This window comes from Pseudoalteromonas sp. NC201 (genome assembly GCF_002850255.1).
In the GTDB taxonomy this organism is placed as follows: Bacteria; Pseudomonadota; Gammaproteobacteria; order Enterobacterales; family Alteromonadaceae; genus Pseudoalteromonas.
Map to the genome: position 1 here is coordinate 3,208,468 of NZ_CP022522.1, position 17,475 is coordinate 3,225,942.

12 protein-coding genes and 5 tRNA genes are annotated in these 17,475 nt (G+C 41.7%); 5 read left to right on the plus strand and 12 right to left on the minus strand.

Annotation, left to right across the window (positions count from 1 at the left end; all coding sequences use genetic code 11):
- Positions 1-15: 15 nt before the first annotated feature.
- Positions 16-1,215 carry a glycerophosphodiester phosphodiesterase family protein gene (locus tag PNC201_RS13960; protein WP_442793315.1) on the plus strand — a complete coding sequence of 400 codons (1,200 nt, stop codon included), beginning with the start codon at positions 16-18 and terminating at the stop codon, positions 1,213-1,215.
- Between the two features lie 36 nt (positions 1,216-1,251).
- Here the strand turns inward: PNC201_RS13960 and PNC201_RS23720 are convergent, their stop codons facing one another.
- The 11 genes from PNC201_RS23720 to PNC201_RS14015 all read right to left on the minus strand — a co-directional run bounded on the left by PNC201_RS23720 (position 1,252) and on the right by PNC201_RS14015 (position 8,706).
- The gene (locus tag PNC201_RS23720) at positions 1,252-1,554 is read right to left on the minus strand and encodes a DUF3325 domain-containing protein (RefSeq protein WP_102057402.1); all 303 of its coding nucleotides are present in this window, start codon (positions 1,552-1,554) and stop codon (positions 1,252-1,254) included.
- Positions 1,551-3,107 (minus strand): PepSY-associated TM helix domain-containing protein, encoded by a 1,557-nt coding sequence (locus tag PNC201_RS13970; protein WP_233525179.1) that lies wholly within the window; start codon positions 3,105-3,107, stop codon positions 1,551-1,553. Before PNC201_RS13970 ends, PNC201_RS23720 begins: the two co-directional genes overlap by 4 nt.
- Positions 3,108-3,109: 2 nt before the next feature.
- Complete coding sequence (locus tag PNC201_RS13975; protein ID WP_102057403.1) at positions 3,110-3,400, minus strand: DUF3649 domain-containing protein; 291 nt, start codon at positions 3,398-3,400, stop codon at positions 3,110-3,112.
- A gap of 59 nt (positions 3,401-3,459) precedes the next feature.
- Positions 3,460-5,610: a TonB-dependent receptor gene (locus PNC201_RS13980; protein WP_102057404.1), complete on the minus strand. Its 2,151-nt coding sequence runs from the start codon at positions 5,608-5,610 to the stop codon at positions 3,460-3,462.
- A gap of 89 nt (positions 5,611-5,699) precedes the next feature.
- A complete protein-coding gene (locus PNC201_RS13985; RefSeq protein ID WP_102057405.1) occupies positions 5,700-7,037 on the minus strand; it encodes a HAMP domain-containing sensor histidine kinase in 1,338 nt (445 codons plus the stop codon).
- Entirely contained in the window at positions 7,034-7,720 is a 687-nt protein-coding gene (locus PNC201_RS13990; RefSeq protein WP_102057406.1) for a response regulator transcription factor, read from the minus strand. The genes PNC201_RS13985 and PNC201_RS13990 overlap by 4 nt, the downstream gene beginning before the upstream one ends.
- 166 nt (positions 7,721-7,886) lie before the next feature.
- A tRNA-Phe gene (locus PNC201_RS13995) sits at positions 7,887-7,962 on the minus strand.
- Positions 7,963-8,263: 301 nt separating this feature from the next.
- Positions 8,264-8,339, minus strand: a tRNA-Thr gene (locus tag PNC201_RS14000).
- Positions 8,340-8,351: 12 nt separating this feature from the next.
- Positions 8,352-8,427, minus strand: a tRNA-Phe gene (locus tag PNC201_RS14005).
- 64 nt (positions 8,428-8,491) lie between these two features.
- Positions 8,492-8,567 (minus strand) — tRNA-Thr (locus PNC201_RS14010).
- A gap of 63 nt (positions 8,568-8,630) precedes the next feature.
- Positions 8,631-8,706: transfer RNA gene (locus tag PNC201_RS14015), tRNA-Phe, on the minus strand.
- An 874-nt stretch (positions 8,707-9,580) separates the two neighbouring features.
- On the opposite strand from PNC201_RS14015, the gene PNC201_RS14020 reads away from it, so the two are divergent.
- Positions 9,581-12,463 carry a hybrid sensor histidine kinase/response regulator gene (locus PNC201_RS14020; RefSeq protein WP_102057407.1) on the plus strand — a complete coding sequence of 961 codons (2,883 nt, stop codon included), beginning with the start codon at positions 9,581-9,583 and terminating at the stop codon, positions 12,461-12,463.
- Here the strand turns inward: PNC201_RS14020 and PNC201_RS23275 are convergent.
- Positions 12,451-12,693, minus strand: coding sequence for a hypothetical protein (locus PNC201_RS23275; protein ID WP_158299127.1), 243 nt, complete (start codon positions 12,691-12,693; stop codon positions 12,451-12,453). The two genes, PNC201_RS14020 and PNC201_RS23275, sit on opposite strands and share 13 nt — an antisense overlap.
- A 371-nt stretch (positions 12,694-13,064) precedes the next feature.
- On the opposite strand from PNC201_RS23275, the gene PNC201_RS14025 reads away from it, so the two are divergent.
- The 3 genes from PNC201_RS14025 (at position 13,065) to fahA (ending at position 17,413) form a co-directional block, all read left to right on the plus strand.
- Positions 13,065-14,501 carry a peptide MFS transporter gene (locus PNC201_RS14025; protein WP_095726716.1) on the plus strand — a complete coding sequence of 479 codons (1,437 nt, stop codon included), beginning with the start codon at positions 13,065-13,067 and terminating at the stop codon, positions 14,499-14,501.
- A 419-nt stretch (positions 14,502-14,920) separates the two neighbouring features.
- Entirely contained in the window at positions 14,921-15,967 is a 1,047-nt protein-coding gene (hppD, locus tag PNC201_RS14030) for a 4-hydroxyphenylpyruvate dioxygenase (RefSeq protein ID WP_010606040.1), read from the plus strand.
- 132 nt (positions 15,968-16,099) lie between these two features.
- Positions 16,100-17,413 (plus strand): fumarylacetoacetase, encoded by a 1,314-nt coding sequence (fahA, locus tag PNC201_RS14035; protein ID WP_102057408.1) that lies wholly within the window; start codon positions 16,100-16,102, stop codon positions 17,411-17,413.
- The last annotated feature ends 62 nt before the right edge of the window (positions 17,414-17,475 follow it).

The window sequence follows — 17,475 nt, forward strand, 5'->3', positions numbered from 1 at the left end:
CGCCAAATAATATGGATGATATGGTTGGTGGTTACGCTAACGGGATGCCAGGCAACAAAGCAGTTTGATGTCGGTACACGGCCTCAATTTTTAGTCTCGCAACTTCCAGATGGTGAGCTTAAGGAAAAGCTTGCAAGCTGTTTAGATAAACCAATCAAGCGCACACGTTTTTCCATTGGACATCGCGGTGCACCACTTTTCTACCCTGAGCACACCAAAGAATCATACATTGCCGCCGCAAAAATGGGAGCTGGCACGCTCGAATGTGATGTTACTTTTACGAAAGACAAGACTCTCGTTTGCCGCCATGCACAATGTGACCTTCATGCGACAACCGATATCTTGCTACAACCTAAGCTTGCTAGCAAGTGTAGACAACCCTTCACACCAGCGGATCCAGACTCTGGTAAACTTGCGTCTGCTCAATGCTGCACCTCAGACATTACCTTAGCAGAATTCAAGCAACTAAAAGGAAAAATGGATGGTGTGAATACTCAAGCAACCACAGTAGCAGAGTTTGTCAAAGGCACTCCCAATTGGCGTACAGATCTTTATGCCAGTTCTGGAACCTTAATGACCCACAGTGAAAGCATTGCTTTATTTAAGCAACTTGGTGTAAATATGACTCCTGAGTTAAAAACACCAGAAGTGCCAATGCCATTTAATGGGTTAAGCCAAAACCAGCTCGCACAAAAAATGTTAGACGAATATACTGATCACAATGTCCCCCCATCTCAAGTTTTTCCACAATCCTTTTCTTACCAAGATATTCAGTACTGGATAAAGCATGCACCAGAGTTTGCAAACCATGCCGTATTTCTTGATGGTAGAGAAGCTGGCGAACATTTTGATATTAACAAACCAAGTACTTGGCAACCGTCAATGGAAGACTTAGCCAAAAATAAGGTAAAAATTATCGCCCCACCAATTTGGATGTTAATTAGCGAAGATAAAAACGGCGATATCATTCCGTCGCAGTACGCCCTAGCCGCTAAACGTGCAGGATTAAAGATAGTTGCTTGGTCTTTAGAGCGCTCAGGCCCTTTAACGAACGGCGGCGGTTGGTATTATCAATCTGTAAAAAACGCAGTTAAGCATGATGGCGATATACTTAGGGTGTTGGACATATTGGCAAAACAAGTTGGCGTAGTTGCTGTATTTAGTGACTGGCCTGCCACCACCAGCTTTTACGCCAGCTGCATGGAAATTGAGTAAATCAGTTGCATTAGACTAAGGCCCATTAGAAAGTCATTAGCACCTATTTAAAAAACTGAAAAATTTAGGTTTGTAAGTCCACAACAAAACCACCAAAATTGATGTAAGTGTTGCTGTGGCGAACCAATAAACTAGCCCTAAAGAGACACCCCACATCGCTGTAACAAAAGCCACCGTAATGAATAAAAGTAAGTATCCGAGTATCCTAAATCGTCGTTGTTGACCCACATCGAATGCTCCGGCTCTGTTAGAGAGCTTCACCCTATGTCGTGACAAGGATAAATTCAACAACGCAAAGGCTAAGAAAAGTAACACAAACAAAACAACAATTAACTTCATTGGGCCGCCTTAACACTGATGCCTTCTTGTCGGCAACGTACAACCCAAAAAGCTGCTACAAAGCATATAGAGATAAATAACACCGTTAAATCAAATCCAACCATCAGCCAATCACTATTTATCCAACTAAGCCATATATTATGCTCCGTTGTTAGTGCGTTAAGTATAGGTAGTAGCCCATATACCAAAGCAGCACAGCATAACATTCGCTGCCAAAGCCATTTTTTTGAGGCTAATCCACAATAGAGTATGCATAGGCCTAACGTTATAAAAAGTATATGCATTTCCCAAGCTGCTCGGCTTGGAAAGCCTATTGGCAATAACCGATTACCAGCAAAGTAAGACGCTATCGCTATAGGAACCCCAATGATCATCGCAATATTTATGCGCTCTATAATACTCGTCAGGATCTTATTAGTACTAGTCACTGCCTTGCGCTTTTTCAACCATATCATAAGACCAGTAGCAACCATCGCTGCGCCAAATAAACCTGATAAAAAGTAAATCCATCTAAGGTAAATATCAGCAAATAGCCCCTCATGTAAATGCTCTAAGAAATCATAAACACTTGCAGCTCCCCCAGCTTTTCCGAGGGAGGTTTCGAGCATAACTTTATCTTCAATAGCACGATACTCAAGCAACGAGGCGAATTCGATTCCACTTTTCGATTCAAACCAGATCTCAATGTGTTCTTTTTCTGTATTTCTCTCAATGACGCCAACATAACTAACTTTATGTGATTTGAAGCGACGTTTAGCATCAGCCAAAGCAGATTGAACGCTTAACTCTGTGGGGAGCATCTCGATTATTTGCTGTGACTTTTGCTCTGTCTGTGATTGCACATAAAATTGGCGATGATTTTGCTGACCTTCTCCATAGCGCAGGTCAATAACTGGAGACATAGTGATCCCCATCAGCAGCAATAACCCGCTATAGGTGATCATCAAGTGGAACGGTAGTGGTAGCACACTAAAAATATTGTGAATATCTAGCCAAGAACGCAACCCTTTTTGAGCTCGAAACGTAAAGAACTCAGCAAAAATTTTCTTGTGAATAATTAAACCAGTAACTAACCCTATAAGCATTATCATTGCAGCAATACTGGTTAATATGTAGCCTACAAGTTGTGGTACATAATGTAGATTGTAATGCAAACGGTAAAGCGCCTCACCTCCGCTAGTTTGTCTATTACGGATAAGCGTTCCCATCACTGGATCGAGGCTGCTTTCGTGCCATTGTTTGGGTGTTTTGCTTTCGGTGTTATCAGGTTCTAACCAAGAGATTTCAATAAATGGATCTCTTGATGTGGGAAAACTTATGTACCACTGAGATGCATTATCACCATGTATGCTGAGTTGTCTGGTCGCGATATTCGTTATTGCGCTATCCTCAAGTCCTTTCGAAACCATGATTTCAGGTTTCATCCAACGATCAATTTCGTTTTCAAAATATCCGACACTGCCAGTCACAAAAATGAAGTACAACATCCACGCAAAAACAACGCCGGTCCACGTATGTAGCCAGCTCATAGACTGTCGAAATCTCGCTTTCATTCTCAAATAGCCTTTTCTAGATACATGACTAAAACGCTTAGCAAAACAACTAAAAGCGCAATAAAAAATATTGCTCTAGTAGTGCTTTTAACAGCAAACACAACGATCACAATCAAAGTGTAAATAATAAAACTGGACATCATTCCTGCGACAATACCATCGACTTTATTATCTGATGGTAAGTACGAAATAAGCATGGCACTCAAGTTAGCGATAACATAACCACCAATCACGCTAAGTAAAACTCGGCAAGTAATATGCGCAGCTGGCGTTGGCTTAAATAAAGGTTTCATTAGCATAATAACCAAATGAAAAGAGCTAACCCTTTAAGTTAGCTCTTTTGACAATAACACTAGAACTGATAGGCAACTGTCAGCCTAATATCGCGACCTGCTTCTTTGATCCCGACAACACCTTCATAACCAGGAATATGACCGTAATCGGCAACACTACCATGGCTGCGGTAAGACTCATCTAATAGATTTTGTATTGAAAGGTCGACTCTCAAAGAGTCGAATGGCTCGTAGCTAACATAAGCATCGACTAACTGGTAGCTTGGTTTGTCAATTGTCTCAAGCTTTTCAACCCAACCTAGCTCAATTGAACGGTGAAATACTTCAATATCATTTAAGCTCGCCACATACTTGTAATTCCAGCCAAGTTTAATCTGATCGTTTAAGTGATAGTTAAAGTTTACGTTCAATGAGTCTCCAACCGCATTACCTAGACCACCGTATTCGTAGGCAGCCAAGTCAATGTTGTCAACTTCGATGCGGTTTGTGGATGTCGCGTCTGTGGGATCTGGCCAATTAAATATCACATTATCCAATTCAACGTTATTATGGTTAAAGCTGACAATTACATCAAAATTGTCCGCTTGATAACCACCAACTAGTTCAAAACCTTCACTCCCCAAATCACCGATATTTTCGTAGAAAACCCCTTCACGCCCTTTAAACTTGTCGAAGACAACACCATTAATTGTGCTAGAGTATACAGATGCTTCAAACATCCAAGCGCCATCATTATATTGAATACCGAGTTCAACATTTTCTACTTCTTCAGGAACCAAGTTTGCATTCGGCGTTAGCTCACCGACTGTGAACGCATCTGCGATTTGTCTGCCTCGCAGCGCTTCCGCATAGCCAAGTGACAACGTCAAGTTATCAGCAAGGTTGTATAGCAATCCAACATTTTTACTAAAACCATCCTGTTTTTTGGCTGAGAACTCACTGGTTGATGTAACTGGTGCACCAGCTGCATCAGTCTCAACAACCCAAACACCATCAACCTTTACCCAGTTTGCTTCTATACCTTGATGATCCAACTCATAGGAATCAAAACGTAGACCGAAACTTAAACGCAGATCAGGAAAAACTTGCCAATGATCTTGGACATAAGCTCCTAACACAGTACCATCTTCGTCAAAAATCCCACCAAAGTCTTCATAGGACTGCGAATGTACCTTATCGTTTTTGTGCTCAATTCCATAAGTAATAGAGTGAGTACCGATATCACTGGTATTGCGAATATCAAAACCTATCGTTTCAATTGACGCATCCCAGGTATATAACTCACGCTTGAATGATGATTTTGTTTGATACACTGTTGTCTCTAAATTCACCAGAGAATTTAAAAACCAGTTGTGGTTAAGCACTAAAGTCTCGCGCTCACCCCAAGATGCAAACAGTGGGTCGCTTTCCAGAGGTGCCCAGTTTGTTTGCTTGCCAAACTCACCGTCCTCTTTTCTTTGCTCGTAGCTAACTGTAATATCTTGAGATTCTGTCAGCTTGGCATTCAGCTTAATAAATCCTAATGTTTGATCTGCTGCGGTTCCTGGAAGCGTATTACCGTCACCATCTTCCATATTTTTGCGGCTAACTGTTACATACGAAGCTAAAATGCCGATTGAATCAGTTGCCTTACCATACAAAGATAGACTCTCTTTATGCCCGTCATTGGTAAAATAACTTACTTTGGCAGTTCCACCGAACCTGTCATTTTCATCCAATAGATCCGCCGCACTTTTCGTTTTAAAACGTATTGCGCCACCAACTGCACCGCTTCCTGCTGTTGCTTCACCAGCACCTGCTTGTACCTCTACACTTTTCAATAACTCAGGTTCAATGGCAACACGACCTATGTGATGAAATAGTGTACTAGTTTGTGGAGCACCATCTACCGTGACATTCACCATTGAGTCTTCCACTCCACGAACAAAGATTTTTTGTGCAATCCCCAGCGATCCACCTACAGTAACAGAGGGGGTATGGCGGAAAATATCTTCTAGGTCATTTGCTTGGTAGTTAGCTAATACTGCAGGTGTAATTTCGGAGTTTGTTGTTGCCCCAACAACGGTAATTCTTTCGACTTTTTTTAGTTCATTTTCTGTATCGGATTGCTCTGCGAGTACGCCAAAGCTAAGGCTAAAGCAAGCAAGAGAAACGGCTGACGCTATAGTAGTTTTTCTAAAGAAATGACTTTTTTGGGATAAAAATGGCATGATTCATGTCTCAAACAACAGTTAAAAGGCTGAATCAGAATTATTACCATTTAGCTTTCTCAAGCAATCACTTTTACAATTGTTACATTTTACGAAACCGGAATTATTACTTGTACAACCAACCCTCCACTGGCTAAATTACGTGCTGACACGCGCGCTCTAACACTTCTCAAGTGTCGCTTAGCAAGTGCTAAACCAAGACCAAAACTATCACTTTGTGCGAGACGAGCATTGTCCACACGGAAAAATGGCTCAAATACTTTCTCAATAAACTCTTCGGGGATCCCAGGCCCCTGATCTAGCACTTCAACTAAATAATCGTTGCTTATTCGTTGTAGTTTTATCTCGACTTTTTTACCTTCAGGCGTAAAACGTAAGGCATTACGAATGATATTCTCGATTGCTGGACACAGTGCTCTATGGCAACTATTTACAACAACGGCACTTTTTGGCGACTCAAATAACAGCGTTCGATCTGGAAACTCAAACTTGGCGTCATCGATCAACACATCCAAAAGGTCTACTAAATCTACGCTTTCCTTCTGTAACATTGGGTTTTCATTATCTAACCAAGCCAAAGTGAGTGAATCTTCGACCAACTTTCTAATCTGTTGAGATTCACGTGCAATACGTTCTAAGTGTCGTCGGCTATCATTCTCTTCAAAGTTACTAACCGCAATATCTAGTCGAGTTAGCGGAGTTCTAAGTTCATGTGACAGATCAGCGATTAGCTGACGTTGACTTGCAATTAGCTCCCCGATCCTTGATGCCATCTGATCGAACGTTGAGGCTAAATGTGAAAACTCGTCATTGCGCTTGCCAAGATACTTTCCAAGTCTTACTTTAAAATTGCCTTTACTAAAAGCATTTGTTGCACTATCCAGCTGTCGCAATGGAATAATGATATGTCGATAAAGAAAGATGGATAATACGGCCAACACTGCCATAGGAATGAGTACCTGAAGCATAAATTTAGTCGTATTCCAGTAGATCCCAGGCCGCATTCGCTCTGGTAACTTTATTAGTAAGCTTGCATTAGAAGACTCGAATGGAAGCTCCATTATTGGATTTGATTCAAAATATAAATGTATTTTCCATTCGATGCTTCGACCAAAGTGATAGCTGCCAACGATATTCTGATCTATTGGCTCTCCGGCTAAATGAATAGCGTCAAAACTCGCTATTGATACCCATGTAGATTCCTCTTTCATTAGGTTTTTTATCCAAGTCTCTAGCGCTTCTTGGTTGTTAGCCAAGTAGAGTCTTTCAGCTTCAGACTTCCAATTCTTCATTTGGATTCTATCGCTTACTGCTATCATACTCATACTTTCTTCTGTTTTAAGTGTTAAGGCATGCAGTAAATAGAAAAAAGCAACCAGACCAGCAGCTAAGATTAAGCTCAGTTTCCAAAAAATATTTCGTTTCATTTAAAACAGTAGCCTTTTCCATGCACAGTTTGTAAACGCTCACCATGCCAGTTTGCTTCATTAAGCTTTCTGCGTACTCGACTTAAGTGCATATCTAAACTCCTATCATATGCTCCTAGTTTTTTATTAAGCACAGACAGATATAAGTCAGGTTTAGTTATGATTGTATGTGGCCGTGAAGCAAGCTCCCAAAGCAACTTGAACTGGATTGGTGTGAACTCTAATATTTCACCATGGACATAAACGGATTGAGTCTGTGAGTTTAGTGTTAAGCCATCAATGGAAATCTCTGACGGTATAGAGAGTTGAATTATATTTTGGCTTCGCCTAAGGATACTTTCCATTCTCAAGAGCAACTCAGTGGAGTTAAAAGGTTTAGCAATATAGTCATCAGCCCCATGCGCTAAACCTATAATGCGTTCTTCCTCAGCCCCTTTTGCAGACACCATTACAACAGGGATCTGACTCGTAGATCGCAGCTTTCTCAACAAGGATACGCCATCTAATTTTGGCAACATATTATCCAGAAGGATCAAATCATGCTGCTGCAACTGAGCGACTTGTAGTCCCGACTCACCATCAAAGCACTGCTCAACTTGATATCCTGACTTTTGCAGCAAATCTACTAAGTAGGTACCTAAAGTACAGTCGTCTTCAATTAGCAAGACCTTGCTCTCTCTCACGTCAAACCTTTTAAAATGCAAATGATAACTAGTTTCATTTTTGCATATTAAGCACTGTATTTTGAAAAGTAAATCTCAGTTGTAACCAGATGAATCTATTTTTTGCAAAAAAAATATAAAGTATCAGAAAGCAAAAAACCTCGCGATTGCGAGGTTTTTTAAAGGATGGTGCCCAGAGGCGGAATCGAACCACCGACACGAGGATTTTCAATCCTCTGCTCTACCGACTGAGCTATCTGGGCAAATTTTTTCTAGTATCTAAATCCTTAAAAGGATTTTCAATACAACTCCAAACGGCTCTACCGACTGAGCTATCTGGGCAAATTTTTTCTAGTATCTAAATCCTTAAAAGGATTTTCAATACAACTCCAAACGGCTCTACCGACTGAGCTATCTGGGCAAATTTTTTCTAGTATCTAAATCCTTAAAAGGATTTTCAATACAACTCCAAACGTCTCTACCGACTGAGCTATCTGGGCAAATCTTTTTTATTCTCTAAATAACTAAGCTATCTAGAAAATATAGGCTTTCGCCTAAATAAAATGGTGCCGACTATCCGAGTCGAACGGATGACCTACTGATTACAAGTCAGTTGCTCTACCAACTGAGCTAAGTCGGCACACTAAATTATTGGTGCCCAGAGGCGGAATCGAACCACCGACACGAGGATTTTCAATCCTCTGCTCTACCGACTGAGCTATCTGGGCAAATCTTTTTTAGTATCTAAATAACTAAGCTATCTAGAAAACACAGGCTGACGCCTAAATTAAATGGTGCCGACTATCCGAGTCGAACGGATGACCTACTGATTACAAGTCAGTTGCTCTACCAACTGAGCTAAGTCGGCACACTAATTCGTGTACCATGCAGTTTCTGCATGCACCACATTGCTAATGCAATGATTTTAATTTGGTGCCCAGAGGCGGAATCGAACCACCGACACGAGGATTTTCAATCCTCTGCTCTACCGACTGAGCTATCTGGGCGTGCGGCGTATTAAACGGGTTTTGCGGTTCTAAGTCAACCCTTTTTTTAAATACATTTATCGTTTGCACAGTTTTCAGACAAAGCGGTTAAAATACCGCTTTTTCGATGGAAAAACACTCGACTAGCTATGTTTTACGGTATTTAACGACTTTTATCTTTGAGTAAGGCAAACGACTCTAGACCTATAATAAAGAGAAAGCCAGCTCTTGAGGCTTATATACCTATAAAGGAGTGAAACAAACAAGAAGGTATGTGCTTTTGCTGTTCTGATACCACAGTTAGACGACACTTATTCACTCTTTTTGATTCTCGTCTTTATAGCACGTCTCCTGTTTCACGCCGCGCTTCGTTTTAATGTCGCGAAAGTTTCATTACGAACACCTTATTCATACCAAATTTGAAGCAACTAACGAGACTGTCTTTCAAGAAAATCGAAGCTACAGAGACTTATCTTATCAATCCCCAAGGACTCCCCCCTGATTGTAAAACGAATTTACACGGCAATATAGCAAGGTAACATGTAAGCCATTCGTTTACCGCAGCTCTAGTTCACCTAAATTACCTATACCTCACTTGGCGAGCAATATTGTCTCTGAACTAAAGTTGATATTAGCCTGCGTAATTACCGTCATGGACACTTATCATTTAACAAAAGCATTAAGTAGAATTTAATTTTTATTAAAGCTTACTGCTTTGCACATCGCAGGCGTAGTGAAAATTATCGAGATAACAACCTGATTATTTTAAGATTTAAAACAATCAGATAATCTTAGGCTATTGCCACTATTGATTGAAAAACGAGAGGTAAAAACTTGCCGAAGGTGATAGGATTGCTACAACTAATAAGTATAAATAATTCTTTCGGGATTAAGCATGCCAAATAGCGCGAACACCAATGCAAATGGACGGATACTTTTTTTATTTATCGCAATATTGATTGTTGGACTATGCAGCGCCGTAGGTGCTTACCTACTGCCAAAGCAGGCTGACGTCCCTACCGCACCAACCGTGAATCTGCAGCAGCAAGCAACAACAGTTGCAACTCCCCTTGCTAAGGTGGTCACACAACACGGTTTTGACAGTGCCAAGCAAATTGTATCCGCATTATTAGCTTCTAACGAGCATTTGGGCGCCTATTTGTATGTCAATACAGGGATGGGGCAACCAAACCTGGTATTTCAACAAAGTGCAGGTGAGCAAATCACTGCATTGAATCGTGAAGAGTCTTATAACAAAGACACAATGCAGGTTTACCACATGCCACTGCTACTAGATGAGCAAAACGTCGGTGAACTCATTTTGACCTATACGCCACCCGTAGCAGCTGCGTCATCGAGCGACCCATTCATTGCTTATGTATTACTCGCTGCTGCTATTATTAGTGCCTTGATGATCGTTGTCATTGCAGCACGTCGGCTTTCTGGCGCATCAAGCAACGATACTGAAGAACTCATCGCAGAAATCAATCACCTAACGATGGATAAAAACTACAAGTCGACGGTTGGTACTTATTATAGTGGCGGTCTGGCTGAGGTTGCTGAAGCGATAAATGCACTGTTAAAGCAAGTACAGTCATCCATAGAGTCCGATCAAGCAACGCAAAACGAGTTAAAACAGCTTCAAGAAAGTCTCGAAACTGAAGTTCAAGCCCGCACGCTGGCGCTGGAAAAAGCGATTTTAAATGCGGAGCGTGCAAGTGATGCCAAAACCACTTTCTTAGCCACTATGAGCCATGAGATCCGCACACCAATGAACGGCGTCATTGGTACCATTGATTTACTGCGCCAAACCGATCTTGACGGTGCTCAACACCGCCTCACCACGATTATTCGCGACTCGGCATTTTCTTTACTTGGTATTCTTGATGATATTCTCGACTTTTCTAAAATTGAGGCAGGTAAATTACGTATAGACAATAGTGCTTTCTCGGTGGCTGAAACCACAGAGGAAGTCGCACGTGTGCTTTCATCAGTAGCGAAAAAGCGTAAATTAGACTTACAGCTGTTTGTTGCTCCTGACATTCCAACAAATTTAGTTGGTGACACAGTTCGCGTTAGGCAAGTACTTTATAACCTTTGCAGTAATGCCATTAAATTCACGACTACAGACGACTCAACCCAAGGTTATGTAAAAATCTCCGTTGAAGTTGCACAAAACACCTCGGAGCATTACACCCTACGCTTTACCGTCACTGACAATGGTAAAGGCATGACAAAAGCTCAGTTGAGAGAAATTTTTAATCCGTTTATTCAAGCTGAAGGCTCTATCACCCGAGAATTTGGCGGTACAGGACTTGGCCTTTCTATTTGTAAAAGTTTAATCGAACTCATGCTAGGTAGTATCCATGTTAACTCAGATATTGGCATGGGAAGCGAGTTTGTTGTGGAATTACCATTTAGTGTGGATGGCAAAGTTAATTACGTAAACAAACAAATGTTAAACGGTCGCACTGTTGCTCTGCTCACCCCAAATAATGAGAGACGCACCATTTTAAATCGCTACCTTTCATTTATGGGTGCGAACGTGATTACTATTGATGAAAGCGAGATAGCCGAACACCAACACGAGGACAAATTGATTTGGGTGTTAGACGGTTTAGACGGCATGGATAAAGTCAATGAAGAGCTAAGAACCGTAGTCTACTCGCTTGAGAAAAACGAACAGCAAGTTGTTGTCTTAAGTAAAATGGACGAAGCAGCGCTTAATCACAAAAATATTTTCTATCTCAATGCATCACCGTTGTGTAAGTCTAGCTTTATGACGGCTATCTTGGTCGCTGCCGGTTTGCATAAACCAAAGGAAATTAAACCTTCTCGCACCATCAACGACTTTTTAAGCGTTGATGAAGCCAGAGCAACCAACAAGCTGGTGTTGTTAGTTGAAGATAACGTATTAAATCAGCAAGTGCTGACCGACCAATTACACCTGTTAGGCTATGGTGTCGAGGTTGCAGAAAATGGTGAGGAAGGCTTAGAACTTTGGAAAAAAGAGCACTTCCCAATCGTACTAACTGATTTACATATGCCTAAGATGTCAGGCTACGACATGGTAAAACATATTAGAGACTATGTAGAAACTGCAACCGATACCATTGAGCAACCATACATCATTGCCGTGACAGCTAATGCACTAAAAGGTGAAAGAGAACGTTGTGAGGCGGGTGGTATGAATGACTATATCACCAAACCAGTAGAGTTAAATGTACTAGAAGCAACGCTTAATAAGTGTATAGAAAGCTTACCAAAAACACAGCAACCACGACAAAGTACTGAGCCATCAGCTGTCGCACCAGTAGCCGTTAGCCAAGTACAGGCAGGATCAGAACAAACGTCCGAGTTAGAGCCAGTTGTTGATGAGGCTATCGTTGTAGAGTCTGAAATTATTGAAGCTGAGGCCAGCGAACCAGCTCCCGCTATCAATATGGACATGCTCAACAAGTATGTGAACCATGATGAAGCGAAACGAAATCGCTTTTTCCGAATGTACTTAGAACAAAGTAGCCAGTTAACACGAGATGTAAATGGTGCGGTGATCACGATGAGCCAAGAGGAAATCATTGAAGCTTGTCATCAACTTAAGTCCATCTCCAAAACTATCGGTGCCGAAAAAGTAGCAGAAACTGCCATAGAGTTTGAGACTTTGTGTAAGGAAGGCACGCTGACCACCGATCAGCTGATCCAAATGCGTGATAAATTGGAGCAGGACTTTTTAGCTGCAACCGAGTTTATTCAACAATATTTGAGTCAAGAAGCGTAATGATATGGGGCTGGGGTAGCACTGCCCCCACAAATCTTATCGCTAATTGGTTGGAAGCGTTTTTCTCGACTAGGTAAAGATAAATGGATCGCAGGGACAACCTGCTCCCACACCTGCAACAAATGGTAAATATCAGCGATAAAAAGATACATAACCTTAATGGTTACGCCATTCATTGAGATATAACCGCCACCTAAAAGAATGATCCTCCCCTGAATCACTGACCGCATTTTATGCGCTTTCTGACTCCAAACACTTCCCCTATTAATTCTCACTGAGTATACTGACGCACTTTTTTAAATTAGTTAGTCGTTACATACAACAAACGCTAGTTGAAATAGGTACTGGTCACCCGTTCAAAAAAAGTACAGGCATGCCTGAGCTCATACAAGCAAATATCTGATTGAGATTTTTACTCGGTGACTCGATGAGCAATGCCAATCTGCATTGAAAAGTGTTCTATTTACCGCGCATCGCTTCAAACGTTGCATGTTAAGTACATGGCTCATTATTCAGTGTTGATTGAAAAACATTAGATGCAATAACGCATCCTTTATAAAAATGGCCAGATACAACACATTGATTAGATTAGGAAGTACATATGAATTCAGTTCCGAAGGCCGGAGAATTTCTGGGTCACCCTAAAGGCCTCTTCTTATTATTTGGTACCGAAATGTGGGAGCGCTTTGGCTACTACGGTATGCGTGCCATCTTAGTTCTTTATCTTGTAGCACAAGTTCAAAATGGTGGCTTCGGTTGGAGCAATGCCGACGCACTAAGCCTTTACGGCACATTTACGATGGCCGTTTATCTCACCCCACTGTTTGGTGGTTGGCTTGCAGATAACGTATTAGGTCAGCGCAAAGCCATCATTATTGGTGGTATTTTAATGGCTACAGGCCATTTTATTATGGGTATTCCTCACAGCGTTGTGGCAGGACAAGAAGTAAATGTCTTCTACCTTGGTTTAGCACTGCTTTGTTTAGGTAATGGCTTATTCAAGCCAAACATCTCAACAATGGTTGGTGATCTATATCAAGAAGGTGATAAGCGCCGTGACGGTGCATTTACTATCTTCTATATGGGTATCAACTTAGGTGGTGCATTAGGTCCACTTGTTGCGGGTTATGTAGCAGCAGTCGTTAACTGGCAGGCAGGCTTTATCGCAGCCGGTGTTGGTATGATCATTTCTGTGGTTATGCAGCTTATCTTAAGCCAGAAATACCTTGGCGATATCGGTAAAGTACCTTCGGCTAAACTTTCTCAGCAGATGTCTGACTCACAGACTAAAGAACCGCTTACGAAGAAAGAAAAAGATCGTATCCGTGTTATTTTCACCATGAGTGTTTTCTCAATTATCTTCTGGATGGGTTTCGAGCAGGCTGGTGGTCTGATGAACCTATTCGCAAACGACTATACCAACCGTATGTTTATGGGCTTTGAGATCCCGGCTTCTTGGTTCCAGTCGCTTAACTCTATCTTCATCATTGTATTTGCGCCATTAGTAGCGATGATCTGGTTAAAGCTAGATAACAAAGAACCGAACTCTCCAGTGAAATTCGCAATTGGTCTGGTGTTCTTAGCACTTGGTTTCTTAACCATGATGCTTGCGCTTGCAACAGAAGGTGGTGAAGCGGGTGGCACACTTCAGATCAGCATGATTTGGTTAGTGTTGTTCTACATGTTCCACACACTTGGTGAACTATGTTTATCACCAATCGGTCTTTCTATGGTAAGTAAACTGGCACCGCTACGTTTAGCATCACTGCTAATGGGTATTTGGTTCCTATGTACGGCTGTTGCAAACAAGCTTGCAGGTCTTGTTGGCTCTTTCATCGGTGAAGGCCAAGAAGCAATGGAAAATGCGATGAGCATCTTCATTGGTTTAGGCGGCGTAGCCTTGCTGTCTGCTGTGTTAATGTATCTATTAAGCAACAAGCTTGTAGATTGGATGCACGGCGCTGAGGGCAAGCACGAGCCTCATACACAAGAGCATTACCTAGCGGAAGAACTAGAAGTATCCGCTGAGAAGCAATAATATTTGCCGTAAACCACGCTGATTTAGCGTGGTTTACCTCTCCCACAACAGCCAAGTGTAAAGCCTTGAATACACTTAGCATCATTTCCCCTCTCAATTTAGTCGTGTGATAAAAATCCTCCCTCTCATATAACTCACCAATCAAAAACATAAAAAGCAAATAAAATCAAAATAATACAAAAACAAAGTTACAAAATACCCCACAAAACTCCTTGCTGTTTTTAGTCAAAATTCAAGCAAAAATAATTATCGTCACGCCTGTGTCAATTTTGTGTCTTTTACATGGCAATTGTGCAACTAAATTTACAAAGTCTCATACTGCTATTTACTGCCTCTAGCTTCCCCTTTGCAGTAATTTGATTAATCATCCAGTCATAAATACTAACAAGTCACCCAGTGCTTAATACGGGAGTAAAACAATGAGTGAAGTAAATAATCCACTAGGCCTAGTCGGCATCGAGTTTACAGAATATGCAACACCAGACGCTGATTACATGGATAAGGTATTCACTGACTTTGGATTCTCAAAACTAAAGAAATTTAAAGATAAAGATATCGTTTACTACAACCAGCACGATATTCACTTTTTGTTGAATAACGAGCGTGAAGGCTTCTCAGCACAGTTTGCTAAAAGTCACGGCCCGGCTATTTGTTCTATGGGCTGGCGTGTAGAAAATGCGCAAAAGGCGTTTGAAACCGCAGTTGAGCGTGGTGCAAAACCTGCGACTGATTCAACACACAAAGACTTACCATACCCAGCGATTTACGGTATCGGCGATAGCCTTATCTATTTCATCGAAAACTTTGGCGATAAAGGGTCAATCTACGAGCAAGACTTCGTTGACCTAGAAGAGCAAAAGGTTGTTGAAGACAAAGGCTTTAAGCGCATCGATCACCTAACAAACAATGTTTACAAAGGGACGATGGAAACTTGGGCTAACTTCTATAAAGACGTATTTGGCTTTACAGAAGTTCGTTACTTTGACATCAAAGGTCAAAAAACGGCGCTGCTTTCTTATGCACTTAAGTCACCATGTGGCACCTTCTCTATTCCAATCAACGAAGGTAAAGACGACAACAACAACCAAATCGATGAGTACTTAGATGAGTACAATGGTCCAGGTGTTCAGCATTTAGCATTTTTGACTGACGACTTGGTTAGTTCACTAGATAAACTAGACAAGAGCACTATTGCTACCTTAGATATCGTAGATCACTACTACGACACTATCTTTGACCGTGTGCCTTGGGTTAAAGAAGATAAAGAAAAGATCAAGCAGCACCAAATCCTAGTAGATAGCCAAAGCGAAGACTGCTACCTACTACAGATCTTCACTAAAAACCTGTTTGGCCCAATCTTCATCGAAATGATCCAACGTGTTGACGATGGCGGCTTTGGTGAAGGTAACTTCCAAGCGTTATTCGAGTCAATTGAACGCGACCAAGAGCGCCGTGGTGTAATCTAAACACACACATCAAATTAATAAAAAAGCAGCTAGCGATAGCTGCTTTTTGTGGTTTATCAAATTGCTATTACGACTTGAGTTTTTCACTTTTGACCATAACTCAAGTTGAAAGCCAAAATTAAAGGAAAGGCAATGTCTCAAATTAATGAAACACACGACATCCAATTAACAAGTTGGGTAGCTAGTGCGAATGCGACTGGAACTGATTTCCCTATTCAAAACTTACCTTTTGCAGTATTCCGTCGTAAGAACAGTAACGAAGAATTTCGTGGCGGTGTTGCGATTGGCGATCAAGTACTAGACCTTGGCGCAGTTGTTGACGCTAACCTATTTTCAGGTGACGCTGCAGAGGCCGCCGAAGCTGCAAATGCCCCAGCATTAAATGAATTTATGGGAATGGGCCAGCAGTACTGGTCAGCACTTCGACTTGCCCTGTCTCGTGCATTACGTGAAGGTTCTGAGCTGCAATCAAGCCTTGAAGGTGCATTGGTTGCACAGGATGACGTAGAATACGCTCTACCTTGCCACATTGGCGATTACACTGACTTTTATACCTCAATCTACCATGCAACAGCGGTAGGTAGCCTGTTCCGTCCTGATAACCCGCTGCTACCAAACTACAAGTGGGTACCAATCGGTTACCATGGCCGTGCATCGTCTATTGATGTATCAGGTCAAACTTTCCCTCGCCCTAAAGGCCAAACCAAAGCACCAGATGCAGATACACCGTCATTCGGTCCTTGTAAGCGTCTAGACTACGAATTAGAGCTAGGTATTTACTTAGGTAAAGGTAATGAACTTGGCGACTCTATCGCAATTAAAGACGCTGAAGATCACGTTTTTGGTTTTTGTTTATTCAATGACTGGTCTGCACGTGACTTACAAGCATGGGAATATCAACCATTAGGTCCATTCCTTGCGAAAAACTTTGCTTCAACGGTTTCTCCTTGGGTTGTGACCACAGAAGCACTTGCACCATACCGTACTCAATGGCACCGTGATGAAAACGATCCACAACCACTGGAATACTTAGAATCAACGCAAAACCGCGAGTCTGGTGCTATTGATATTCGTATGGATGTCTTACTAGAGACTGAAAAAATGCGTAGCGAAGGCGCTAAACCAAGCAAACTGTCTGAATCCAGCTTCAAGCACAGCTATTGGACGGTTGCGCAAATGGTTACACACCACACAGTGAACGGCTGTAACTTCCTACCAGGCGATATGTTAGGCTCAGGCACGCAGTCTGGTCCTGAGCATGTAGAAGCGGGTTCATTACTCGAACTATCACGCGGCGGCAAAGAAACTATCACGCTTGCAAACGGCGAAGAGCGTAAGTTCCTAGAAGATGGCGATAAAGTGATTATGCGCGGTTGGTGTGAAGCCCAAGGCTATAACCGTATCGGTTTTGGCTGTGTTGAAGGCACTGTACTTCCAGCAAAATAATCGCAATTATTCGTGCGTTAATCGCAATTTTATTTACTTTTAAATCAAAGGCATGATGATTT